Genomic DNA, 25,873 nt, shown 5'->3' on the forward strand with positions numbered 1-25,873 from the left:
GGCAATCGTGGTTGCCATCCGTTAGGGGAAGGAAGTCGTCGGCAATGTGAGCGTTGCCGCGCCGCTAATAGGGTTGAGCGATGAACGCGTGCCAGATTCTGCCGCTGACGTAACGGGCAAGCTTAATAAGGATCGGGCGGCAATGCCGCCCGATAATTGTTTGACTTAGGCTACGTCTGCATCGAACTGGATGCTGTGCAAGCGCTTGTAGAGACCATCCGTTGCGAGCAGCTCGCGACGGCTTCCCTGCTCGACAACCTGACCATTATCCATGACGACGATCTTGTCGGCGCGGTTGATCGTGGAGAGCCGGTGGGCAATGACAATCGATGTCTTGTTAAACGTCAACCGCTCAAGCGCGTCCCGGACAAGCGCTTCGGATTCGGAATCGAGCGCACTCGTTGCTTCGTCGAGGATCAATATGTCCGCATCTCTCAGCATGGCGCGGGCGATGGCAACACGCTGACGCTGGCCACCGGACAGACCGGAACCGTTTTCGCCAAGCTTGCTGTCATAACCATCAGGCATGCTCATGATGAAATCATGTGCGTTGGCCGCTTTGGCCGCAGCGATGATTTCCTCATCGGTAGCGTTGTCACGACCGACAGAAATGTTGTGCTTCACCGTTCCCGAGAAGAGGAAGGTTTCCTGACCCACGTAAGAAACATGCTCGCGCAGGCTTGCGAAGGACACATCGCGCAAATCCATTCCGTTGATCTCGACCGAACCGCTTTGCGGATCATAAAGACGCATCATGAGATTGATGATCGTCGACTTGCCGCTGCCGGAAGGCCCGACCAGCGCAGTCATCTTGCCACCCTCGAAGAGGACACTGACGTCCTTCAGAACCGGCTGGTTAGCAACATACTCGAAGCTGACGTTCTTGAGTTCCACATTGCCGCTTGCCTTGGGGAGCGGCTGGGCATCCTTCTTCTCGGCAAGTGTCAACGGCGCGTCCAGAACCTCGAACATCATACGCACGCCGATCATACCGCCCTCGATCTGGACACGCATGCGTGCCAGACGCTTGGCTGGCTCATAGGCGAGAAGCAGGGCAGTAATGAAGGCCATCAGGTCGCCCGGCGAACCACCTTTTTCAAGAACGGTGTAACCTGATACGGCGATGACGACTGCAATGGCGAGACCGGACAGTGTCTCCATGATCGGGCTGGTCGCCGCTTCAAGCTTCGCAATGCCATTGGCGCGTTGCTCGACATCGGATACCGCCTTGTTCATGCGCTGGCGCATCAGCTTTTCAAGCGAGAACGCCTTGATAACGCGAACCCCAATGCTGGTTTCCTGCACGACGTTGACGATCTCGCCGAGCGAAGCAAGTTCCGCTTCCATGATGTGGCGCACACGCCGCAAAACCAGGCGAACACTGAAAATCGCCAGCGGTCCTATGATCATCGAGATCGCGCTCAGAAGGAAATTCTGGGCGAACATTACGATGATCAAGCCGATGAGCGAAAGAAGATCGCGTATAAAGGATGTGACAATGGTATCGATGACGCTACGGGCAGCCTGCGCGTTATAGGTAACGCGAACGAGCAATTCCGACGATGGCAGGTTCTGAAAGAACGAAACGCCCTGCTTTAGAAGCCTATCGTAGATTTTGCGCTGCTGTTCGGCAACAATACTGTTGCCTGCCTTGCTGAGATAATAGCTCTGTACGAAGGTGGCGAGACCTTTGATAATGAAGATTGCAGCCACTGCAAACGCAATCTCCAGAACAACGTCAAAACCCTGCTTCAGATAAACACTGTTGACGATATCGCGCATGATCCATGCGCTGAGAGAGGTCGTGCCGGCAACGACAACCATCGCCACAATTGCCGCACTGTACCAACCGACATGTTTTTTGAAGTTCTCTTTGAAAAGCCGCACCAGCAACTTCTTGTCGTTTGGCGACAAAAACGATCCGATCACAGAAATATCCTTATTTGGTGTCGACGCCCACACAGATTCCAAATTGCACATTCAGCTGCATGTTATTCATGCGGGATGGCTTTCTCAGTTTCCACTCGCTGCCGTGCCAAGCTCGATAATCTCTCTCGCGCCCGAGCAAAAATGCGCGAAAGGCTCTGGTAGGTAGAGAGCCCGACTGATTTGAGACCACGCCAATAAGCCTAGCGATCTAAAGTGTCAACATTGAGCGTTGATGCGGCCATGAAAAGGCGTGACCGGAAGATAAGTAAGGATGGGCGAATATCGTTACTCAGAGCAACAGATTGGGAGGAACTGTGCCTGACGAACCCGCAATGTACGTCTACAAGGCGCTGGCAATTCCAAGTGCGGCATCTTTCCAACTGTAATGTGGCTCCGGGCGTTTGACCGGCTGCGTGATTGACAAGCTGGCTGGCTAAAATCTATATCGACGCGAAGTCGCGAAAGCTCTCGCCTGAAACGTTCTGGCTTATTGGTGAACGGTGCATTATCCCATTCACTGATTGCAGGAGAATTTTTAGTTGCATCCCCGATGACCGTCGTCGGGCCAGTTCAAAGCAGGCAGGTCAGTGAATGTCCGATGTATTTTTTGATTTATCAGAACTGTATTTGAATTCCGGTGTGAAATTCAAATATTACGGTATAGCGCGAACCGTAATGGAAGTTGCATACGAGCTTACAAAGCTTGATGCGTCCATTCGATACGTCATATACTCACCGTTGCATCGGCGTTTCTTTGAGGTTTTCCCACGCGTAGGCGATGCGTCTCCAACGGGCGTACTTGATCCGAATATTCCTTCTTCGGCAACGCCTTTGCGCCTTCGTCAAAATTTATATGATAAAAACGCCATTAAAAACGCGCTTTACCGGATTCTGCACAAGATCGTTCAGCATCGCAACAGGAAGCGCTGGGCTACCGTTCCCGTTGGGGCGGTTAAGGATGTAGACCTCGACGGGCAAATCCTGATTGCGCTCGGGCGTCCGAAGATAATGTCAGACTATCTGATGGCTCTCGCTGAAAATGGCACCAAGCCGATTTTCATCCCGCTTCTTCACGACATGATCCCCTTGCATGATTTCACCCATCGAAATCAGTTTTCGTTCCCGAGAAACTTTATTTATGACAATCAGGTGGCGATCACGGCTGCGTCTATGGTTCTGACCAACTCGGAGTTTACCGCGTCAGAAGTCCGGCATTTTTCGGAAGCCGGGATTTTGCCGGCCGTGTCATCTGTTGTTGCCGTTCCCTTATGTCATGAATTGCGCCCGACTAACGAGCCGGTTGATAAACATGGCCCGGAAAAGCCATATCTCTTATGCGTGGGTATCTACAACGGACGGAAAAACCTTGAGTGCGTCGTCGAAGCGATGCTCTCCTTGCATCAACGGGGCATTCAGGTGCCTGAACTCGTCTTGGCGGGTGCGCGGCGTAAAAGAGTGGAAAAATTTCTTAAAAAAGAGAAATTTGCGCCGCTATCCGGAAATTTTCATTTCGTTTTCAATCCCAACCAGGCGGAATTGCGCGCGCTGTATGAAAAGGCTTATGCGCTTCTTTTGCCCAGTCGAATGGAAGGCTGGGGCCTGCCGGTAAGTGAAGCATTGTGGTGTGGAACGCCGGCTCTGGCTGCAGATGTTCCTGCACTCCGAGAGGCAGGGGGAGATTTGGCGCGCTATTTCGATCCAGAAAGACCGGAAGAACTAGCGGGTCAGCTTCAGAAGCTTCTGGAAAAACCTGCTGAATATTCGGAATGGAAAAAAACTATCGAGCTTTCCCGTCCACAAATGCGGACCTGGAAAGATGTTGCGCAAGGAATTCTTGAGGCAATCAAACCCGTACGCTCTTGATACGGGCAAATATGCTCAAGAATTATCAGACCCGTTTAAATGCAATGCTGCCCGGGGATAATGTTTTCCAAGGCATATGGTAGACCGTTTTTTCGATGTTCGTGATGGTTTTTTGGGCGTTACGGCCAATATGGTTGGCCTTTTGCTTTTGTGAATTTTCATTTACGACAAGCAAATGTTCGATTCATCGAGGTTGAAGGGTAGCTGTAAAAATTGTGATAATCATGCCCTTTTAAATGTCTTAAGCGCAATTGGGGCACATTGGGCAGCTAATTCGATTCAGTTGAATCGTCTCGGGGGCGATGGCGGTTCTGCAATTTGCAGAGCAGTTGAATTGGGCATTCCGTTTTGCGTGTGTTGTGGCTCACGTGTAGGACAGCGACAGGATGAATAACTGGTGATGTTGGACTATTTGAGATTTTCTGAAGTTAAGGTTCTCTGCATTGGCGATGTAATGCTGGACTGCTTTATTTCCGGCGATGTCGGCCGCATTTCCCCGGAAGGCCCGGTCCCGGTTATGTGCGCGCGATCAGAGGAATATTTTGCCGGTGGAGCAGCTAACGTTGCGCGCAACATATCTTCTCTTGGAGCAAGTTGTACATTGCTGGGAGCGGTGGGCAAAGACAACAATGGCAGCAAACTGCTTGAGTTGCTGAACAATGTTCATGGCGTTTCGGCGCCCTTCGTGACATTGGATGAGCGCCCGACAACTATCAAGACGCGTTTCCTCGGTCACGGCCAGCAAATGTTGCGCGTTGATTTTGAGGATGCCTCTCCGATTTCCCACGAGGAAGAGGATCGTGTCATCTCCACTGCGCTTTCCTTGATCTCATCTCACAGCGTTGTCATTTTGTCGGACTATGCCAAAGGTCTGTTAAGCGAAAGGGTTGTGAAAGCAATTATTGCTGCCTGCCGGACTGAGGGAAAACCGGTCATTATCGATCCAAAAACGTCTGATTTTACCCGCTATGCAGGTTCCGCGATTGTAACACCCAATCAAAAGGAAACGCAGGCCGTAACGGGTGTATGGCCGGATACCGATGAGGAAGCTGAATTGGCTGGCGAGTTGATCCTGTCGCGCTTCGACATCGAGGCGGTCCTCATTACGCGAGCGGAAAAAGGGATGACCCTTGTTGAGCGAGGCCATCCGCCTTTCCATATTCGCACGGAAGCTAAAGAAGTGTTCGATGTCGTTGGTGCTGGCGACACGGTAATTGCGACGCTCGCCGTTGGCCTGGGCTCCCAAACTTCACGTGCCGATGCAGCACGAATTGCAAATGCAGCTGCTGGCATCGTGGTTGGTAAAAAAGGCACGGCAACTGTTTCTGCTGCCGAACTCCGAGATGCCTTGTCTCACGACACCTCGTCGGGGGAAGTCAGCCCCTCGGACAAGCTTTTTGACAGGCAAGATGTCCAGGCGCTGGCAGAGGATTGGCGGGGCGATAATCTGAAGGTCGGCTTTACGAACGGTTGCTTCGATATCCTGCACGTTGGCCACATCAGGCTTTTGCAGTTTGCGAGGGATAATTGCGATCGTCTGATCGTTGGCGTTAATGCAGATAGCTCGGTAAAGCGGCTTAAAGGTCCATCGAGACCGATAAATACCGAACTGGATCGCGCCGAACTTCTGGGCGCATTGGCTTTCGTCGACGCGGTGGTGGTGTTTGACGAAGACACACCGCTTGAACTCATTAAGACGATACGCCCCAATGTGCTGGTTAAAGGGGCGGACTATACGATCGACAACATTGTTGGTGCGGATGTCGTGATGGCGGATGGCGGCAAGGTCGTTACATTCGAAATAGTGCCCGGAAAAAGCACGACGGCGACGATTGCGCGCAGTAAAAAAGAGGCAGTTTGATGTATATTGTAACCGGAGCTGCTGGATTTATCGGGTCCAACATTGTCGCTGATTTGGAGGCGGCGGGTCTGGGGCCGATTACCGTCGTTGACTGGTTTGGCCGTGGCGATAAGTGGCGCAATCTCGCTAAGCGTAACATCGCAGCTTATGTGTCACCCGAAGGACTGCTCGACTATCTTCGCAGCATTAAAGTGGATGTGAAAGCCGTCATACATATGGGCGCGATTTCCGCCACCACGGAAGCTGATGTAGACAGACTGATCGAGCTGAACATCAACTATTCTGTAATGTTGTGGGACTGGTGTGCTGAGCATGGCGTTCCTTTCATTTACGCGTCTTCCGCTGCGACCTATGGCGGCATCGAGGAGGGGTTTGATGACGACGAGGCTGCATCGGCACGCGCCTCTCTTGCACCGCTGAATGCCTATGGCTGGAGCAAAAAGACGACCGATGATATTTTCATCGAACGTGTTGCGCGTGGTGAGAATGCCCCTCCGCAGTGGGCTGGCCTAAAATTTTTCAATGTTTACGGGCCAAATGAATATCATAAGGATGATATGCGCAGTGTCGCCTGCAAACTCTTTGACGTCGTGCAGGCCACTAACGAGGTATCCCTGTTCAAGTCTTATCGACCTGATATCGAACATGGAGAACAGCGTCGGGATTTCGTATATGTGAAAGATTGCACATCGTTCATCTTGTGGCTTTTGAACAATCAGAAATATAGCGGGATCTTTAATTGTGGATCTGGCAAGGCACGATCTTTTGCAGACATCGTTCATGTCATGGGCGATCTTCTCGGCAAGAAGCTGAATATTAATTTCATTGAAATGCCGGAGGCGATCCGCGGTAAATATCAGTACTTTACCGAGGCAAATATGTCGAAAGTCGCGTCAATCGGATATAACGGCCCCCAATCATCGCTTGAAGAAGGGCTTGACGATTACATCAATTCGTATCTAAGCCGCGAAGACAGATATCGCTAGCAGTAGGCATAATTGATGCGAAAAGACTGTATGCGCTCACATAAAGCTGGATTGAACACCCTCAAAATCGCAACCGCTGAATGGCGTCCTTCGAAAACGGATTCGGATAGCTATCACTCATGTCAGCCAAACCAGTCTGGTTAAGGATAATTCTTGATGACACAGCCGGGCTTCGAATCCGCTCAGAATGAATATCTGAAACTCAAAAAATGGCTTTTCGAAGCGGCGCTTCCACTATGGTCCTCGGTTGGGCGAGATGATGTGAGTGGTGGCTTTTTCGAAAAAATCGATAGAAGCGGTGCTGCAGTTGAAGCACCGCGAAGAACGCGGGTCGTTTGCCGTCAGATCTATAGCTTTTCTGCGGCTAAGAGAATGGGTTGGGCCGGCGATGCTGAAGGGGTGGTTCAGCACGGATGGGACTTTCTTCAACAGCACTGTTTTAATGCGGACGGTTCCCTGATTACTACGGTCGATTTGGCGAGTGGGGTCAGGAATACGTCATTCGATCTATATGACCATGCCTTTGCGTTGTTCGGGCTGAGCTATGCTGCTGACACGCTTGAAAACGAGGACACCATTGCCGAAGCCGCGCTGCACTGTCTTGAGGCGATGATCGCGGGTTGGAAGCATCCGGCCTCAGGTTTTGAAGAGGCCGCGCCGCCTATCGTGCCTCTGCGTTCCAATCCGCATATGCATCTCTTTGAGGCGTTTCTTGCATGGATGGAAAATCCTTCGGTAAAAAAGCCTGAACGCTGGCTGTCGTGCCTCAATGAAATAGGCGAATTGTGCCTGTCGGCATTTATCTCGCCTGAAAGCGGGGCTCTTCGTGAATATTATAATCACGACTGGTCGGTAATGCAGCACCACACCCTGGCGCCAATCGAGCCGGGGCACCAATTCGAATGGGCATGGTTGCTCACGCGATGGGGTAAGATGGTAGGGCGGAAAGACGCTCTTATCGCTGCGCGCAAACTCGTGGAGATTGGCGAAAAAGGTGTCGATGAATCCCGTGGTCTTGCGCGCAATGGTCTGAATTTTGATCTGACACTCAACGACAAAGCATTTCGTCTGTGGCCACAGACTGAGCGGATCAAAGCTTGGCTTATGATGGCCGAGACGGCGATAACTCTCGAAGATAGAGAAGTGGCATACGCAAAGGTTGCTGAGGCGGCCGGTGCATTGCAGGGTTTTTTCAAGGGAGTTCTACCCGGCCTTTGGGTGGATCGTTTTCACGAAGATGGTACCGCAGTCGAGGAGCATGCGCCCGCGTCGTCTCTTTATCATATCGTCTGCGCTGTCGAAGAAATGCACAGATTGCTGCAGCCTTATACCGAAAGCGTACCCGCGCTTTTTTTAGATCGAGATGGCGTGATTATCGAAGACACGGGATATCCAGGTAAGATTGAGGACGTCCGACTTATCCCTGGGGCAGCGGAAGTTATAAGTTCTTTCAGAGACCGGGGATATCGGGTATTTGTCGTAACAAACCAGTCTGGCATCGGTCGCGGTTATTACGATGATCTCGACTATATCATTTTGCGGGCTCATATTGGGAAGTTGCTTCACGAACAAGGCGCATCTATTGACGATGAACGCCTCTGTCCTTTCCACGAGAATGCCACGATCGAAAAATACCGGGGTGATCACTATTGGAGAAAACCCTCTCCGGGAATGATAGAAGATATCATCATGCGATGGAACGTGAATCGGGAGCGCAGCGTTCTCATCGGCGACAAGGTGTCGGATGTTGAGGCTGCTGTTGCAGCCGGTATTCAAGGCGCGTTGTTCTCCGGAAAAAACTTGTTTGATTTTGTTTCAAGCAAAAAACTCTAACGTCTTGGTTGTGATGTTATGGAAAGTACGCGGTTGCTTAACTTGAACGGCACTGAATTCTCGAACTACCAAGACGCTTACGCGAAATGGAGGGAAACACAGACCTCTGCCGGCACTCACTATTTACCAATCTTCCAAGCCGTCGAAGCGAGCAAAAGCGGATTGTGCACTGTCCGCGTTGATGGCGTGGATGGCGTGGAGTTTTCTGGGATAAATCCCCAGATGTGGTCGCTTGTATCGGGTGGGGGAAGCTCATCCGAGAAGGCGGAAACTTCTCCAGCGACGCTGCAGTTCGACATATTTTTTAAGCGCTCGTCGACACTCGATAGCCTCGAAAACATCCACAAGTGCGTGAGCGATGTCGAGCGCAGTCTTTTGCCAAACGGTTTGTTGATATTTGAACTGAAATTAGATCGACAAACTGCTGGAAGCGACATAGACGAAGCGCTGCATCGCTGGCGCTATGTTCTAGACACGTTCAACTTACGTATTCTAGCAAAAATATTGATGCCTTATTCTGGCGGCAACGATGGGCACGCGAAGCCTGAAGGCCGTATATCCGGCTCAACTTACTTGACGATCGTTGTCTGTCGTGACTTCGACGTCGAGAACTCTTTTATTAGAGAAGTTAGAAGAGCAATCGACGACATTCGGGCCGTAACGCAATCCGAGAATTTGCAGTTCATTATCGGGTCGCCCCAAGCCACGGATGGGGCCAAGATGGCAGATCACGATCTCTCGGACATCTGGCAGATGCATTATACATTGCAGGCCCAAGCAAGCACGGCGGAAGCGATGATAGCGTCTCTGTCCGAAACCGCTGTTTCCGCAAAGGACGCGTCTCGCCGCCTTTTGAAAACTGAGCGGCGTGTTCTGGCGCTCAGAAAACAGACATCCCTATTTTTACCGATTACCTATCCATGGTCTCTTTTCGCCGGTCTGGTGCTGTCGCTAATAAAAAAAGCTAAGGCAAAACGAAAAAAAAAACATATAAGTCAGGCGCCTGATTTAGAGCCTCTTCGTTCTCCTTCGGCGCCTGAAAATGGCGTTGTGGTCGAGAATAGAACGACCTATGGGCTAACCCCTTTTGGTCAAAAACCTAAGATACTTATTCTGAAGCTTGATCATATAGGTGATTTCTTTCTGTCGCTTCCCGCCGTCGATGTGCTGAAAAGAGCGTGGCCTGATGCGGAGGTCACGTTGGTCTGTTCGCCGACGAATGGTGATCTGGCCAGGGCAAGCGGCTATTTCGATTCAGTAATCGAATATAAATTCTCTGCGGAACTCTCGCAGGATGTTCAGAAAGCCCAACTTGAAAACTACGCGAACATAAAAAGGCTAGTACCAGATCGCTACGATTTGGCTATCGATCTGAGGCATGACCCGGATACAAGGCCGCTTCTGATGTTTATTCAGGCCGCCGTAAAGGCAGGCTTTCAGGGCTTTGACAAACATTTCATGCCCCTCAATATTTCATTGCCGCCGATGGAGGTTCCCCGCGGACTATATCAAAACGCGCATAACATCCATCGTCTCATGTTGCTGAGTAGCCATGTCGTCAACACTTTAAAGGGATTTGACAGCTCCGACGCGACCTCTGCATTGATAGCGAGTGGAAGCTTCAATAATCCCTTCGTCGGCTCTCGATATGTGGTCATTGCTCCCGGCGGAGGGACATTGGCCAAGAAATGGGCTCCTTCGAAGTTTGCGGAGCTTGCGCGCAGGCTTGTATCGGAAGACGATTTCAAGATAGTCGTTGTCGGTGGTAACGCGGAATCTGAATATCGCGATGCGATATTTAACGCGATCCCAGAGGGCATGGGGTTGGATTTGATCGCCAATCTCCCCTTAGTGGACCTTGCTTCGGTCATCTCCAATGCGCAGATTTTTGTCGGCACAGATACCGGTGCCACCCATCTTGCGGCGTTAATAGGCGTACCAACTGTTGTCGTGTTCAGCGGTGTTGCCGATCACAATATATGGCAACCAATGGGAAGGTCTGTTGCGATCGTCAGAAAACCGCTAGCCTGTTCGCCCTGCCATATAGCGCGCATCGAAGATTGTGTTGCCGCTCACAAATGCATGACTGGAATATCTGTCGACGTGGTCATTGATACGATTAGAAACACATTGTCGGCGCATGATGCCGAATGATTGCTACTAGTGTGTAAGGAAGTTTGTTTGCAGTGTCACGGTCGGTCTCATAGTGACTTGCCTTCAATGTACACGAACATATAGAGATTCTGGCGTCACGAATTCGCAAGCCAATGCGTGTCGAGGCTGAACTGTGTTGTTGCGAGATGGAAGGTGCCTCCTGTGATCGAAAAAGGTTTCTATTATGAGTTTGAAAACAGGCACAGGGGCAGTCGAAGCGAAATTCGTGGACGTCTGGAAATCTACAATCAGACCATCGAGCTTTTAGAGCTGGAGCTACTCCCCAGGAATGCGATTGATTATGGATGCGGGCGTGGCGAGTGGCTACGTTTGCTGTCCGAGCGCTCTTGGCAGGTTTTGGGCGTCGACTCGAACGACGATATGCTTTCTCCTGCTCAGGCGGATGGTTTAACTGTCGAGGTTGGTGATTGTCTTAGTCATATTGCGAGCCAGCCAGACAATAGTGTGACTTTGATAACCGGGTTTCACATCGTGGAACACCTCCCGCCAGATGTCCTGCACGACTTTGTCAAGCATGCGCATCGCGTAGTGCGGCCCGGTGGCCTCGTGATCTTCGAGACTCCCAATCCTGAAAACATACTTGTCGGTTCGAACCGGTTTTACTCGGATCCCACCCATGTTCACCCGTTGCCTCCTAAGTATCTCGAATTTGTCGTCGAGTTCTATGGCTTCTCCGAGGCAACATGTATCGGCATAAATCAGCCGAATCTCCGTTATCAAACAGGGTCAGCAGCCGCATTCTTGGAAATGATGGAACTCTTCCCCGATTATGCTGTGCTCGGGCGCAAGCCCAAGGAAGGCGCGACCTCGACCGGGTTTCTGGAGTTTGTACGCAAAACATATCCAGACAGTAATCCATATAGTTATCGGGTCATCGACGATTTTATAGATAAAACCCATCGGAATGAGATGGAATTGGCTGATCTGAAAACGCACAATGAACAGAATAGAGACGAGATTGAGCGTCTGAAGGCAGAAGTGAGGTTTTTCCGGGAGAAACTGGAACGACGTGGTCTGTCGGCCATGTGGGATCGCTTGAAAAAGAAAATCCGGTCTCAGCGATAGGCCTCAGTTACATCGGAGACATATCCGTAATCGATAGGTTTCTGGAAGTTGTCAGTTTCGAAACCAGGCCGCGCCTGGAGCAAGCAAAATCGGCCTAGTTCTCTCATTGGACGTTGGTTTAGGGTCTTAAAATATGAACATCAGCAGGCTTCGAACCTCAATCCTGAAGAGATGGCGGAAAGTCTTCAACGCCGGTGACAATACAGCCCTGTCGGACGTTAATCTAAAAGAAATTGCCGAATGGATAAGGCAAGCAAATGAAAACGCGTTCATAAATAAAGAGCTTTCAGCCATTTATTACGAAGATATGCTTTGCGAAGCTCTACTTCGCAGGTATGGCGAGAAATTTGTTGCCAAACATAACGCTCACGTTTTTTCCCAGACTTATGAAGATTCTGCGATCGCTGAAATTTTTTCCAGAATAGGTGTGAAGCATAAAACGTTCATAGAATTGGGCACTGAGAACGGCAATCAAAATACGACCAGGTTTCTGCTCGAAATGGGGTGGCGAGGTGTGTGGATCGAAGGAAGCTCCCGTCACGTGGCTGAGATTAGAGAGAAATTTGCCAATGAGATTAGAGACGGACGGCTTATTGTAGAGCAAGCGTTTGTCGCCGCTGAAAACATATCGGGGATTCTGGAAGGCACTGGCATAGGCGCGGAAGTCGATTTTATGAGCGTCGATATCGATCAAAATACCTCACACGTATGGAAAGCGATACCGATTAGCGCCCGAGCTGCATGTATTGAGTACAATGCGCACATCCACCCAAGTATCGAATACGAAGTGCCTTATGATCGAAATTCGCTTTGGGATGGAACCAACCTATTTGGCGGCTCCTTAAAGACTATGGAGTTGATTGGTCGCAGCAAGGCCATGTCGCTTGTCGGGTGCGACATTATCGGAGTGAATGCCTATTTTGTTTCAGATGATTGTCTGGAGGACAAGTTTTTGTCTCCGTACACGGCAGAGTTTCACTATCAGCCACCGCGCTATCGTTTCGCCCGCGGAAACCGTGGCAACCCCCACGCATTACGCTGATATCTACCTTTAGTACGGCCAGTTCCTTCAATCTTGACGTGTTTTACCCATTGCTGGATGCGGTGTGTTACGCGGCTACGGGAGATAATAGGGGACTTGTAAGCTTGTTCTCATATCCAACGTCCTTTATGAGCCTGATATCGTGGCAGCCCTTGCCGGATAAAATGCTCGATCGAGAGGACAGTGAGTGAGAGAGTCCGAGAGATATCAGTTCATAGACGTTCTTCGCGGCATCGCGGTTCTTCTTGTTTTGATAATTCACATTTCCGAGCTTTATGTCGGCTTCGCGCAACAGGGCAAGGCCGGAGGCAGATGGATCGCAGAAATCGCGCATCAGTTCGATTTCGGTCGGATGGGTGTTACGATCTTCTTTATAATAAGTGGATTCGTGATACCAGGTAGCTTGTCGGGAGGAAGATTTGACGGGAGCGTGAAATTTTTATTGTCTCGATTTTTCAGGCTATTTCCGCTCTTTTGGCTCTCGTTGCTCTTCGCCCTCATCGCCCAGCAATGGGCATCCGGCAAGTATCCTAGTACGACAGATATCTTTCTCAACGCGACAATGGTGCCGGATCTTTTCTCCGTTGAGCCTATAAACGGAGCCTACTGGACTCTCGCTGTCGAGCTGGTTTTCTATGGAATGTGCTTGGCGCTTTTCCTGTTGAAGGGCGTAAAGAACCCCAACGTCTTGGCGCTGCTTGCGCTTGTCCTGACGGCTACTTTCATAGATCGTGAATATCTTCATAAATTTCAAATGTTTGAAGGCAAGCTCGGCGAATATCCCATGCTGTTGGGCTTCATGTTCTGGGGCGCCTTGGCGCGCGCTCGTTTTGAAAAGCAGGGGGTACAAGGATTTGCAGAGCTTGCCTACTGGATCGTAGCAATTGGATGGCTATTTGTGTTCCCAATGGCAGGCTTCAATGAAGCCTACGTCAGAACGCACGCTGAGCCAGATATGGTGCCCCGTTTATATGGCTCTTATTTTGCAGCCTTCGCCGTATTTTTCTTTTCCATTCATTTCTTCAAAATTAAATCGGCGTTTTTGTCATTTACCGGCAGAATTAGTTATTCCATATATCTGATGCATGGCCCCGTCATGTATGCGGGGATCTATTACCTTGATAATTATGGTCAATCACTGCGTGGAAAGATTTCGGTATATCTCTCACTTTTGGTTGTAAGTCTGGCAACATTCTTATTGTCTTACTGTACTTATATCTGGATAGAGAAGCCATCCCAGCGCCTTGGCAAAAGAATATACAATCGTATAGAAAATCGTTACATGCAAAAACTACCCATTGGGCGTCAGATTGGCTCCAAAAGCATGTGACTATTCTTAGGAAATTTTTTGGATGATCTTGATGCTCAGGGGTAGCATACTGACCTGGATCCGAATTTCATATTTTTCGTACGCGCAGGCACGCCGACCATGGTCGTCAGCCAGGTTTCCACCATGTTGTTGCGGTCAGTTGCTGATCGGAGACCATCCTTGGCCTGGGTTGTGCAGATAGAGAAAGACCATCATCGTCGACGGTCTTTCTGTCTATGCATTTACGGCGACTGATTCTCAGCGAAGAAGCGTTTGCGCCAGGCCATGTTTCTTGTAAATCATACTCGCTATCAAAGCCTGGGCGATGCGATCATCAGCGTTATTCACGTCCTTGCGAAAGAAGACGGCGTCGCCCCATATCAGTCTCTCGCGCTTGGCGGTCTTGAACGGCACCGATGTGTACTCGTATCTATTCAAGTGCGAAAAGTCGATAAATTCAAATCCTGCTTCTGAAAGGATATGATCTATATCCCGGAAAAATGCCGTCTCGTGATACATGGGGCCGAAAAAAACTTCGCAGTGCACGACGTTGGTTTTCTGCAATACATCTTTTGCGCCCGACAGTGCGCGACCCTCGAAGCCCTGTATGTCGAATTTTAAAAAGTCGATGTGTGGCTCTCCAGCTAAAGCTTCATCTAGAGTGGAAGTTTTAACAACGTCAGTCGATACAACACGCATGTCGCCTATATCATCAAAATCTGCGTTGAATTTCAGATTGAGATCAAGCAGGGAAGAGCTGCCATCGTCATTAACAGTATGGAACAGCGCTTCTTTGCCATCCCCGATAAACGCTTCAATCAAAACTAGTCTGGGGTCTGGTTCTGCTGCTGCCCGTTCCTCTATGCGGTGCTTTTGTGGCTCGAAACCGATGGCACGCCAATCGAGAGTACCTTTTGTCAATGGCGCGTAGATGTGATCCTCTGTTGCAAGCAAACGGGCGCCGACATCCACAATAGTCAATCGTCGACGCTGTCTTTGAGAAATTTGCAAAGGATCGACTTCCTCTGCTCGCATTTTTGCTTTGTATTCGTCGCCTGCGAGAATGCTTTCAACAATATTCTTCAAGTCCTCCCCTGACTCCAAACGGTTGGAAAAATGATCCAGCCCGCTTTCGTCCGCGTCCCTATGCAAGAGCGTTTTATAAATCCAATTTACATATTCTTTATTCGACCATTCACTCATTTCAGTTTCTTTCGTACGGCCCGTCGACAGGAGCGGAGTTGCAAAGCTAATTTCTTACAGATTTTTATCCAACACATTTTTGAGACTATTCGAATGCTCTAATCTCGTGGAGGGCATCGATTTTGACGCAGTGCTGCTGCTGATGGCCTCTCAGCACGCGTTGTCAGATGACGTCGTGCGTTTCTTGCATGGCTGCGCTGCATTAAAGCCTATTTAATATGCGGTAAAACCGGGTATCTTGTTTTCATCGAAGCGATGCACCTCCTCCCGCAAAGCTTCGGATTGAGATGACCCTATCCTCCTCCCAAGGGTTGTCTTGTGAACAATGGCACTCCTCCTCCCAGCCGTTGTTCGAAATTTCGGAAAGCCTGCCGCACCTCCTCCCGCGGCGGGCTTTTTCGTTTTCGGGACAGGGGCATCACAAGCCAAGCGCGAGCTGAGCTTCCTCTTCACTCTCTTCGGTGCTCAGCGAGGAAAGGGTAATCCCCAACAGCCTTACCGGACGTTTGAATGGAAAGACGGAGGCAAGCAGGCTCTCTGACATCTCCTGGATCGTTGCGAGGTCAGACACGGCTCCCGACACTGTTTTGCTGCGTGTCGCCTGGCTGAAATCCGAATATTTGATTTTCACGGTCACCGTCTTTCCCGTGATGTCGTGGGCCTCGCAATAACGCCAGACTTTCTGCGCCAAAGGGCCAAGCTCCGCCTTCGCTAAGTCGAGATCGTCGATATCCTCGACGAATGTGTCCTCGGCGCCGACAGATTTGCGGATGCGATCGGGCTTGACCTGCCGTTCATCGATGCCGCGGGCGATGTTGTAGAAATAAGGGCCGGACTTCCCGAAATGCTGTTGCAGAAAACCGAGTGATTTCGACTTGAGATCGAGGCCTGTTTCGATGCCGTGCCGTTTCATCCGCTCGGCCGTGGCGGGTCCAACGCCATGGAATTTCTTGACGGCCAGGGCTTCAACAAAGCCAGGCCCATTCTTTGGCGTAATGACGGCCTGGCCATTCGGTTTGTTCAGGTCACTTGCCATCTTGGCCAGAAACTTGTTGTAGGAGATGCCGGCAGATGCATTGAGGCTGGTGACCGCCTTGATTTTTGCGCGGATCTCCAGCGCAATTTCGGTGGCGATCTCCATGCCTTTCAGGTTTTCGGTGACATCGAGATAGGCTTCGTCGAGCGATAGCGGCTCGATCAGAGGGGTATATTCGGCAAATATCTCGCGTATCTGTTGCGACACCTGCCGGTATACCTCGAAGCGTGGCGGTACGAAGATCAGATCCGGGCATTTCCGTTTGGCAGTGACGGACGGCATGGCGGAATGCACGCCGAAGGTTCTCGCCTCGTAACTTGCCGCAGCCACCACGCCTCGTGCGGCCGATCCGCCGACGGCGACCGGCAGGCCGCGAAGTGCGGGGTTGTCGCGTTGCTCCACCGATGCATAAAAGGCATCCATGTCGATATGGATGATCTTTCGAACAGCCGTGTTATCCATCGTTCCAGCCTGTACGATCTTCCCTATTTCCACATCGCCCGCATCCGCGCGCCTACATCGATGCGGATCTGCTGCGCGCTGCGCTCGGAGGCTGCGGCCGAAACCAGGGGCCAGGTGGCGGTTTCAAAGAACTGCAGCAAGGTTGCCGGTATGAAGCGGGTTCTAGCGGCATAGACATGCCGGTCTCCCTGCGCGTTCTGGCCATGGGTGAAAAACCGTTGCGGGGTTATCAGTGACAGGCTGTCCTTGGCGCGCGTCATGGCGACATAGAGCAGCCGGCGTTCCTCTTCGACTTCATGCGTGGAGCCGACGCCCAGATCGGAGGGTATGCAGCCATCGACCACGTTCAGGATAAAGACGGAACGCCATTCCTGGCCTTTTGCCGAATGAATGGTTGAAAGCGTCAGGTAATCCTCATCGAGCAGCGGCACGCCTGCCTGATCGCTGGTGGCATCCGGCGGATCGAGCGTCAGTTCGGTGAGGAAGCGTTCGCGGGAAGGATAGCCGCCGGCAATCTGCTCGAGTTGCAGCAAATCGGCCTTCCGCGTCTCGGCATCCTCATGGATGCGTTCGAGGTGGGGCTCGTACCAGAGCCGCGCCTGCTCGATATCTGATGGCCAGCCGCCTTGCGATTTTCGCAGGTTCGCCAGCAACTGCACGAAGGATACCCAGTCATCACCGGTTTTGGGTGGCGGCGGAATTTCGGCAAGGGCGAGCAGAGGTTCCGGGTCTGCCGCAATCGTATCGAGAATATTGCCGGCTTTCTTCGGCCCGATACCCGGCAGCATCTGAAGTAGCCTGAAACCGGCGACGCGGTCGCGCGGGTTTTGCGCGAAACGCAATACCGCCAGCATGTCCTTTACATGGGCACTGTCGAGAAACTTCAGGCCGCCAAATTTGACGAAGGGAATATTGCGGCGTGTAAGTTCAACTTCAAGCGGCCCGCTATGACTGGAGGTGCGAAACAGCACGGCCTGTTGCTTCAGCGTCATGCCGGTCTCACGATTGGCCAGCACCTGGTCGATAATGAAGTTCGCCTGCTCGGTTTCGCTTTTTACTGTCACGAGCTTCGGCCGCTCGAGTGACTGTCGTTCGGTCCAGAGGTTTTTCGTGAACCGCTCACGGGCAAGGTCGATGACACCATTGGCGGCAGCCAGTATCGGCTGTGTCGAGCGATAGTTGCGATCAAGGGTGATAATATCGGCAGCTGGGCTGAAAGATGCCGGAAAATCAAGGATATTGCGCACCGTTGCTGCCCGGAACGAATAGATCGACTGGGCATCGTCACCCACCACGGTCAACCCGCGACCGCCCGGCTTCAGTGCCATCAGCACCGCGGCCTGCAGCCGGTTGGTATCCTGATATTCGTCGACCATCACGTGGTCGAAACGATTGCCGATATCGCCTGCAAGGTCGGGATCGCTGACCATCTGGGCCCAGTAGAGCAGAAGATCGTCGTAATCGAGAACGTTCTGGGCCTGCTTGGCCTCCACATAGGCGGCGAATAATTGCTTGAGCTCTTCTTCCCAGCTGGACACCCATGGATAGTGCTGGCGCAGGATTTCTTTCAGTGGCGTTTGTGAATTGACGGCGCGCGAATAGATCGCAAGGCAGGTGCCCTTTGTCGGAAAACGGCTCTCGGTCTTGGAGAAACCCAGTTCGTGTCGGGCAAGGTTCATCAGATCAGCGCTGTCTTCGCGGTCGTGGATCGTGAAATCCACGTCCAGTCCAATCTGTTCCGCATAGATTCGCAAGAGGCGCGCGCCGATCCCGTGAAACGTGCCGGACCAGGCCATCGCATCGGTGAGGGCTCCGGCGTTAGCGCCGATGACCTGCTTGCAGATACGCTCGACACGACGCGACATTTCGGAAGCGGCACGCCGTGAAAACGTCATCAGCAGGATGCGGCGAGGATCGGCGCCATTGACGATCAGATGCGCCACCCGGTGCGCCAGCGTATTGGTCTTGCCGGAACCGGCACCGGCGATAATCAGCAACGGTCCAGCCGTGTGTCCGCCTGAAGGCCCAACGCCATGTTCCACGGCCTTGCGTTGCTGCTCGTTCAGTTTGTCCAGATAGGCAACCGCCATGCCTGCATCCTTGATATTTGCCTATCCGCACGACGACGGCATTTTTCAAAAGCACTCTTGTTGCAATGATTAGCAAAAACTCAAACAGCAGGCCAGAACAAATAATGAACGCATGTCTCTGTCCTCCACACTGCGGTGGACAAACCTGGCTGATCGATATTCGCAGCCTCAATCGGGTTCCGCATGGCGTGTTGACCGGCATGCTTTTCAAACCACTGAACCAACCCGGCGGCTGATGAGTTCACCAGTCGCGTCTTGGAAGACGTGTTTGTTGGGAGGACAAAAGCATGAAGCATCTGAAACTATGCCTGATCGCTGTTGCAGCGCTGGCCACATCGACATTTGCGTTTGCCGAGCAGAAGGCCATGAGGTCTGACGCCACGATCGCGTCGGATATCAATTATCTGCTTTATACGCCCAAAGACTATGCCGGTTCGGACAAAACCTATCCTCTCGTGGTATGGCTGCATGGCGGCGATCAGGGCGGGAGCGACGTCGAAAAGCTGCGCCGCAGCGGTTTGCCAAAATTGATCGAAGGCGGCCGTGATTTTCCTTTCATGGTGTTTTCGCCACAAAATCCGAGTGAGGAACTGCTTTATCCGATCGAGCGCGTCGAAACCGTCCTGGCTTCCGTTGTAGCGGATCATCGGGTGGACCGCAGCCGTATCTATCTGATCGGATATAGCCGGGGAGGGTTCGGCGCCTGGTCAATGGCCGAGCAGTTTCCGCAAACTTTTGCTGCGGTCGTCCCAATTGCCGGTGGCGGCATCCGCCATTATCTCAACCGCACCAATGAAAAGACCGCCTTCTGGGCCTTTCACGGCTCAAGGGACGAGGTGATTCCTTTGTCCGATACTGTTGTCCTCGTTCAACGTCTCCAGGAATTGAAACGTAATGTGCGGCTGACGGTTTTTGAGGATACGAACCATGAAGAGGTGGAGGCAAAAGTGCTCGGCGATGAGGCGATGTGGACCTGGCTTCTCCAGCAAAAGCTTGCAGACGCAAAGACGCCTTCGGCACCCTGAACCCGCAGCGGGCACCGTTTTACCGCTGGTATGAAAGCCCATAACCCAGCGCGGCCGTCATAAGGCCGGGCTGGCCGCATCATAAGCCTTCGTCAAAACATCTCTCCGCAAGCGTGTCTTTCCCCTATTGACACAGAGTAGGGAGGTCATGCTAATACGCATTAACAGCTAATACGTATTAGCAGTCAACGAATGTCGGGGAGGGCATTGCGTGACCAGCCATAAGCGCCTTACTCAGAACGATATTGCGAAGCTTGCCGGCGTCAGTCAGGCAACAGTATCGCTTGTTCTGAACGGCGCGCCGACCGCGATCGCCCGTATCCCGGCAGAAACACGCGAACGCGTACAGGCGGTCATTCGCAAGACGGGTTATGTCGCGGACCCGATTGCGCGCCGCATGGCCAAGGGGCTTAATCGCATCCTCGGCGTCTTCACCTACGAGCCTGCTTTTCCAAGCGCACAGGCGGACTTCTTCACGCCGTTCCTGTTGGGCATCGAGGAAGAGGCGCAACAGCAGGCGTACGATCTTCTGCTGCTGACCAGTGCTGGCGTCGGCAACAACCGCAAGATTTTTTCCGAGGGCAACAGGCTCCGGATCGCCGATGGCTGCCTGGTCCTGGGCCGTGAATTCGACCGCAAGGAGCTTACCCGGCTGGTCTCGGAAGATTATCCATTCGTGGCGATCGGCCGACGCGACGATGCTGGCGGGCCCGTGCCCTATGTCGGCGGCGACTATGCCGCGGGCACACGGCAGCTTGTTGAAGATGCCATGATGCTCGGGCATTCCAAGCTCGCCTATATCGGCCCTGCGGGTCCGGCGGAATCGATTGCCGACCGCTGGCGAGGTTTCAGTGATGCGCTCGGCACGGCGGCGACGCTTGCATTGCACATAAAGGCGGTAAACCGGCCTGCCGAAAAGATCCTCGACGCGATCATCGAAAGCGGCGCGACGGTGGCATTTTTCATAGAACTGGCGGATGCGGTGCGCGTCGAGACTTTGGCACGCGAGCGCGGAATTGGGGTGCCCGACGTGTTTTCGATGGTCGTGCTTGGCAGCCATATTCGTGCCGGCCGCAGCCCGGTGCGTTTCACATCCTATGAAATTCCCCGTGAAGAGATGGGCCGGCAGGCGACTGCAATGCTGGTGAACCGCATCGAGACCGGCAGCCCGGGAAGTCAAATTCTTCTCAAGTGCCAACCCGTCAAGGGTGAAACATTGGGGCCGGCTCCAGTGGCCTCCCCAGATAAGTCCCCAGTCAACAAAACGGATGAGACGACGTGAAAGAGATGCAAGCAGACATTCTTGTGGTCGGTGGTGGCCTTGGCGGCGTGGCGGCGGCCCTCGGTGCCGCACGCGCCGGAAAGCGCGTGATCATGACCGAGGAATATGACTGGATCGGCGGTCAGCTGACCAGCCAGGCCGTGCCATCGGACGAACATAGCTGGGTCGAGCAGTTCGGCATCACCCGCTCTTATCGCGCACTACGCAACGGCGTGCGCCAATATTACCGCGACCATTATCCGTTGACGGAAGGCGCCCGCTCCTGGAGTGACCTCAATCCGGGTGGCGGCTGGGTCAGCCGCATCTGCGCCGAGCCGCGCGTCAGCCTTGCGGTGATGGAAAGCATGCTTATGCCCTATATCGGTGCCGACCGGCTGACGGTGCTCAAGCCCTATCGGCCGGTTGCTGCCGATGTGGATGGCGACCGGGTCCGCGCGGTCACCCTGCGCCATCGCGACAGCGGAGCCGAGATCGTCATTTCCGCCGACTACATTCTTGATGCCACCGAGCTTGGCGATCTGTTGCCGATGACGCGCACGGAATATGCCAAGGGGTTCGAGGCGCAATCGGACACGGGTGAGCCCAGTGCGCCGGCCAGCGCCCAGCCTGATAATGTGCAGGCGGTGTCGATCTGCTTTGCAATCGATCATGTCGACGGCGATCAGACGATCGACAAGCCTGATAATTACGACTACTGGCGCAAGTACCAGCCGCATTTCTGGGGTGGGCCGATGCTCGGTTTCACCGCGCCGCATCCGCGCACGCTGGAACACACGACCCGCTCCTTCACGCCCAATCCGGACGACGATCCGTTGCTGGTCGATGCCGACCAGCGCAAGGGCGGTGGCGATGAAAACCTCTGGATTTTCCGTCGCATCGCGGCACGCAAGAACTTTGCGCCAGGTTTTTATAAATCCGACATCTGCCTCGTGAACTGGCCGATGATCGACTACATGGACGGCACCATCATCGATGTGTCGGAAGAAGAAAAGGCGCGGCATCTGAAGGCTGCGGCCGAACTTTCCTATTCGGTGTTTTACTGGTTGCAGACCGAAGCGCCGCGCCTTGATGGCGGACAGGGCTTTCGCGGCCTGCGCCTCAGAGGCGATATTACCGGCACCGAACACGGCCTTGCCATGGCGCCCTATATCCGGGAAAGCCGCCGCATCAAGCCGGTCACGCGCATCGTCGAACAGGATCTTTCCTACACGGTTCGCGGTGACAGGGGGGCTGTCCGCTATCGCGACAGCATCGGCATCGGCATGTACCGCATCGATCTGCACCCATCGACCGGTGGCGACAACTATATCGATGTGCCTTCCTGCCCGTTCGAGATTCCGCTTGGCGCACTCATACCCGAGCGCGTGAAGAACCTTATTCCGGCGGGCAAGAACATCGGCACGACGCATATCACCAATGGCTGCTACCGCCTGCATCCAGTCGAATGGAATATCGGCGAAGTGGCCGGAATGCTGGCGGCCTATTGCCTAGAAACAGGTCTCACACCGCATCAGGTGCAGGAAGACGATGACCATCTTCATGCCTTCCAGACGGCACTGACCCGCGAAGGCATTGAAATACGCTGGCCGGATATCGCGGCCTATTAGGACGGCGGACTGTCGTTCGATCGAACCCATCTTTGGAGGAGGACTGGGAATGAATAGTCATTGGAAAATGCAAACCACGGCCTGCGCGCTGGCCCTTATCGGCTCGTTTGCGCTGGCAGGGGCAGCGGCGGCACAGGATGCGGTCAAGCTGCGCATGACGATCTGGAGTGCCAACGAGGCGCATCTAAAGCTGTTCAACGACATCGCAGCCGGCTTCAAAAAGGACCATCCGAATGTCAGCGTGACCTATGAGTCCCTGCCTTTCGACACCTATACCACTGCGCTCACGACCCAGATTGCGGGCGGCAATGCGCCTGACATGGCCTGGATTTTTGAGACCTCGGCCTATGATTTCGTCAAATCAGGCGCGCTCTATCCGCTCACCGACACGCTGAAGGCCGCTCAGGGTTACAATCTCGACGAAGTCAGCGCCGGGGCCACGGAACGCTGGTCGCAGGACGGAAAGCTCTTCGCCTATCCGTTCTCGACCTCGCCCTTTGCGGTCTTCGTCAACAATGATCTCATCAAGGCCGCAGGTGCAAAGACGCCGGCGGAGATGATCGCTGCCGGCGAATGGACCTGGGAAAACGCCATCGCGACCGCCTCGGCGGTCTCGAAATCCGGCAAGGGCGGGCTTGTCGTCCGCGACTTCAATTACCAGAGCTGGCAATATCTGACCTCCGTGTGGAACGGCTGGGGCGCATCGCCCTGGAGCGCGGATGGTGCAACCTGCACCATGTCGGAAAAGCCGATGGCGGATGCGGTGTCGTTCATCCATGACGCCATCTTCAGCAAGAAGGCCATGCCCGGCCCCGGCGAGACGGTCGATTTCTTTGCCGGAAATGCCGCGATGACCATTACCCAGATCAGCCGGGCCTCGCTTTTGCCGAAGGACAAGCCTTTCGGCTGGGACCTCGTGCCGCTGCCAAAGGGACCTGCCGGTGAATACGCGCTTATCGGACAGGCCGGCATCGGCGTCATGCAGTCCGGAAAGAATGCGCAGACGGCGGCCGAATTCGTTGCTTACATGACCAATCCGGACAATTCGGCAAAGCTCAGCCAGTTCTTCCCCTCGGCACGCAAGTCGCTGCTGAATGCGGAGGTGTTGAAAAAAACCAATCCGCTGCTCAGCCAGGAACAGATCGAAAAGGTCGTCATATCAGGCATCGCCACGGGCAAGGTCATGCCCGGCCACACCGGCTTTGCCCAGATACAGCAGATCGTGCGCTCAAACCTTGATGCGGTCTGGCGGCCGGAGGCCGATGTCGCGGGAGCGCTTCAAAAAATCTGCGGCCAGATCGCGCCGCTCCTGAAGCGCTGAGGAGAAAGCCATGGCTGTCGCGCAGGAGATTACCCGTCCCCGGCATCGCCCGGTATCGGCGTTCTGGACCATCGCGCGGCGCGACAGTCTTGCTGGCTTTCTGTTCATCGCCCCGCAACTGATCGGGATCATCATCTTCGTGCTGATCCCGCTCGGGCTGGTGTTCTGGTATTCGCTGCATGAGTGGAACGTGCTCGCCAATACCTTTACCTATACCGGTGCGCAGAACTACCGGATGCTCATCGAAGACGGCAATCTTCTGGAGGTGCTGGGCGCGACCGGGATATTCTCAGCCGGCCTCGTCGTGTTCAACCTGTCGCTGGCGCTGCTGCTTGCCGTGCTGCTCAACCAGAAGCTTGCCGGCATTGCGATATTCAGAACGCTGTTCTTCTCGCCCGTCGTCGTGTCTCTGGTTGCCTGGACGATCGTCTGGGGTTTCCTGCTGCAGAAGAACGGCGGCATCAACGGCATGTTGCTGATGGTCGGCATCGAAGGCCCCAACTGGCTGCGCGAGGAGACGACAGCGATGATTTCGGTCATCGTCGTACAGGTCTTCAAGAATGTCGGGCTCAACATGATCCTGTTCCTGGCGGCACTTCAGGGCGTGCCGAAGGAACTCTACGAGGCCGCCCGCATCGACGGCGCGCCAGCCTTCAAACAGTTCCGTCGCATCACCCTGCCGCTGATCAGCCCGACGATCCTGTTGACCTCGATCATCACCATTGTCGGCTCGTTACAGGTTTTTGCTCAGATCGCTGTTTTGACCCAGGGCGGGCCGGGTCTGTCGACCACGGTGCTGGTCTACTACCTCTATCAGCAGGCCTTCCAGTTCCATTTCTTCGGTTACGGCTCGACGCTGTCCATCCTGCTGTTTCTGATCGTTGCCGTGCTGACCTTTGCCCAGTGGCAGATGCGCAAGAGGATCGTCTTTTATGAAAGCTGACCTTTCCCCCCGCATGCAGGTGGCGCTCTACGGGTTGCTGTGCGTGCTGCTTATCCCCTTCGTCTTTCCAACCTGGTGGATGGTTACCTCCTCCATCAAGCCCATAAGCGACATCTTCGCCTTCCCACCGCAGCTCATCCCGCAGAGCCACGACTGGACGACCTATGCGAAGGTGTTCGAGTTGCAGCCCTTCGTGCGGCAATATTGGAACTCCGCCTACATTGCCGCTGTGGTGACGATCGGTACGATGATCATCTCCTCAATGGCAGGCTATGCCTTCGCACGGATCCGGTTTCCGGGCGCCAATGTGATCTTCATGATCGTGCTGCTTGGCCTGCTGATCCCGTCCGAAGTGACGATCGTGCCGCTCTTCCAGATGTTCCTGAAGGCAGGCATGGTCAACACCCACTGGCCGCTGATCCTCGTGCCGGTTTTCGGGGCGCCAAGCGTGTTTGCCACCTTCGTCATGCGGCAGTTTTTTGTGACGCTGCCGGGAGAGCTGGAGGAGGCCGCACGCGTCGACGGTCTTGGACGTTTCAAGATATTTCGCAAGATTGCCTTGCCCCTGGCGAAGCCGGCGCTTGCTTCGGTCGCGATCTTTACGTTCCTGCATTCCTGGAACCTGTTCCTCGAACCCATCGTCTTTCTCTCCAGCGCCGAGATGTTCACGCTGCCGCAGGCGCTGACGCAATATACTGACGCCTATGGCGGGCCGATGTGGAACATCCAGCTTGCCGCAGCGACGCTGACTGCGCTGCCCGTGCTCATCGTCTTCGTGATTGCCCAGAAGCAGTTTGTCGAAGGCCTCGCCCATACCGGCCTCAAGGGCTGAAGAACCGGA

The 25,873-nt window shown here is 53.5% G+C and carries 18 protein-coding genes; 14 read left to right on the forward strand and 4 right to left on the reverse strand.

Going from position 1 to position 25,873, the window contains the following annotated elements; all coding sequences use genetic code 11:
• Positions 1-165 precede the first annotated feature (165 nt).
• Positions 166-1,929, reverse strand: coding sequence for an ABC transporter ATP-binding protein (locus GH784_RS08525; protein WP_025594987.1), 1,764 nt, complete (start codon positions 1,927-1,929; stop codon positions 166-168).
• 591 nt (positions 1,930-2,520) lie between these two features.
• Between GH784_RS08525 and GH784_RS08530 the strand changes: the two genes are divergently transcribed.
• The 8 genes from GH784_RS08530 to GH784_RS08565 all read left to right on the forward strand — a co-directional run bounded on the left by GH784_RS08530 (position 2,521) and on the right by GH784_RS08565 (position 14,084).
• Entirely contained in the window at positions 2,521-3,792 is a 1,272-nt protein-coding gene (locus tag GH784_RS08530) for a glycosyltransferase family 4 protein (protein ID WP_112651189.1), read from the forward strand.
• A 400-nt stretch (positions 3,793-4,192) separates the two neighbouring features.
• On the forward strand, positions 4,193-5,653 hold the full coding sequence (gene rfaE1, locus GH784_RS08535; protein ID WP_025594985.1) for a D-glycero-beta-D-manno-heptose-7-phosphate kinase: 1,461 nt from the start codon (positions 4,193-4,195) through the stop codon (positions 5,651-5,653).
• A complete protein-coding gene (rfaD, locus tag GH784_RS08540; protein WP_025594984.1) occupies positions 5,653-6,639 on the forward strand; it encodes an ADP-glyceromanno-heptose 6-epimerase in 987 nt (328 codons plus the stop codon). The genes rfaE1 and rfaD overlap by 1 nt, the downstream gene beginning before the upstream one ends.
• Positions 6,640-6,795: 156 nt before the next feature.
• Positions 6,796-8,472 carry an HAD-IIIA family hydrolase gene (locus GH784_RS08545; protein ID WP_112651193.1) on the forward strand — a complete coding sequence of 559 codons (1,677 nt, stop codon included), beginning with the start codon at positions 6,796-6,798 and terminating at the stop codon, positions 8,470-8,472.
• A 42-nt stretch (positions 8,473-8,514) separates the two neighbouring features.
• Positions 8,515-10,626 (forward strand): glycosyltransferase family 9 protein, encoded by a 2,112-nt coding sequence (locus GH784_RS08550; RefSeq protein WP_194842956.1) that lies wholly within the window; start codon positions 8,515-8,517, stop codon positions 10,624-10,626.
• 162 nt (positions 10,627-10,788) lie between these two features.
• Positions 10,789-11,712, forward strand: a complete 924-nt coding sequence (locus tag GH784_RS08555) for a class I SAM-dependent methyltransferase (RefSeq protein WP_051365531.1) — start codon at positions 10,789-10,791, stop codon at positions 11,710-11,712.
• 133 nt (positions 11,713-11,845) lie between these two features.
• On the forward strand, positions 11,846-12,754 hold the full coding sequence (locus GH784_RS08560) for a hypothetical protein (RefSeq protein WP_153793344.1): 909 nt from the start codon (positions 11,846-11,848) through the stop codon (positions 12,752-12,754).
• Positions 12,755-12,941: 187 nt separating this feature from the next.
• On the forward strand, positions 12,942-14,084 hold the full coding sequence (locus GH784_RS08565) for an acyltransferase family protein (protein WP_153793345.1): 1,143 nt from the start codon (positions 12,942-12,944) through the stop codon (positions 14,082-14,084).
• Positions 14,085-14,321: 237 nt separating this feature from the next.
• On the opposite strand, the gene GH784_RS08570 is transcribed toward GH784_RS08565, so the two are convergent.
• The 3 genes from GH784_RS08570 to GH784_RS08580 all read right to left on the reverse strand — a co-directional run bounded on the left by GH784_RS08570 (position 14,322) and on the right by GH784_RS08580 (position 18,854).
• Positions 14,322-15,266, reverse strand: a complete 945-nt coding sequence (locus tag GH784_RS08570; RefSeq protein ID WP_065663333.1) for an FkbM family methyltransferase — start codon at positions 15,264-15,266, stop codon at positions 14,322-14,324.
• A gap of 418 nt (positions 15,267-15,684) precedes the next feature.
• Complete coding sequence (gene dinB / locus GH784_RS08575; RefSeq protein WP_004431141.1) at positions 15,685-16,764, reverse strand: DNA polymerase IV; 1,080 nt, start codon at positions 16,762-16,764, stop codon at positions 15,685-15,687.
• 23 nt (positions 16,765-16,787) lie between these two features.
• Entirely contained in the window at positions 16,788-18,854 is a 2,067-nt protein-coding gene (locus GH784_RS08580) for an ATP-dependent helicase (RefSeq protein ID WP_004431143.1), read from the reverse strand.
• Positions 18,855-19,141: 287 nt separating this feature from the next.
• On the opposite strand from GH784_RS08580, the gene GH784_RS08585 reads away from it, so the two are divergent.
• The 6 genes from GH784_RS08585 to GH784_RS08610 all read left to right on the forward strand — a co-directional run bounded on the left by GH784_RS08585 (position 19,142) and on the right by GH784_RS08610 (position 25,864).
• Positions 19,142-19,879, forward strand: a complete 738-nt coding sequence (locus tag GH784_RS08585; RefSeq protein ID WP_153793346.1) for a carboxylesterase family protein — start codon at positions 19,142-19,144, stop codon at positions 19,877-19,879.
• Between the two features lie 211 nt (positions 19,880-20,090).
• Complete coding sequence (locus GH784_RS08590) at positions 20,091-21,161, forward strand: LacI family DNA-binding transcriptional regulator (RefSeq protein WP_025594973.1); 1,071 nt, start codon at positions 20,091-20,093, stop codon at positions 21,159-21,161.
• A gap of 5 nt (positions 21,162-21,166) precedes the next feature.
• Positions 21,167-22,768, forward strand: coding sequence for an FAD-dependent oxidoreductase (locus GH784_RS08595; protein ID WP_153793384.1), 1,602 nt, complete (start codon positions 21,167-21,169; stop codon positions 22,766-22,768).
• 49 nt (positions 22,769-22,817) lie between these two features.
• Entirely contained in the window at positions 22,818-24,089 is a 1,272-nt protein-coding gene (locus tag GH784_RS08600; RefSeq protein ID WP_112675425.1) for an ABC transporter substrate-binding protein, read from the forward strand.
• Between the two features lie 10 nt (positions 24,090-24,099).
• Positions 24,100-25,032, forward strand: a complete 933-nt coding sequence (locus GH784_RS08605) for a carbohydrate ABC transporter permease (protein ID WP_111789927.1) — start codon at positions 24,100-24,102, stop codon at positions 25,030-25,032.
• Positions 25,022-25,864 carry a carbohydrate ABC transporter permease gene (locus tag GH784_RS08610; protein WP_111799956.1) on the forward strand — a complete coding sequence of 281 codons (843 nt, stop codon included), beginning with the start codon at positions 25,022-25,024 and terminating at the stop codon, positions 25,862-25,864. Before GH784_RS08605 ends, GH784_RS08610 begins: the two co-directional genes overlap by 11 nt.
• Positions 25,865-25,873 lie beyond the last annotated feature (9 nt).

Origin of the sequence: Agrobacterium tumefaciens, assembly GCF_009649785.1 — a bacterium.
Taxonomy (GTDB): Bacteria; Pseudomonadota; Alphaproteobacteria; order Rhizobiales; family Rhizobiaceae; genus Agrobacterium; species Agrobacterium tumefaciens.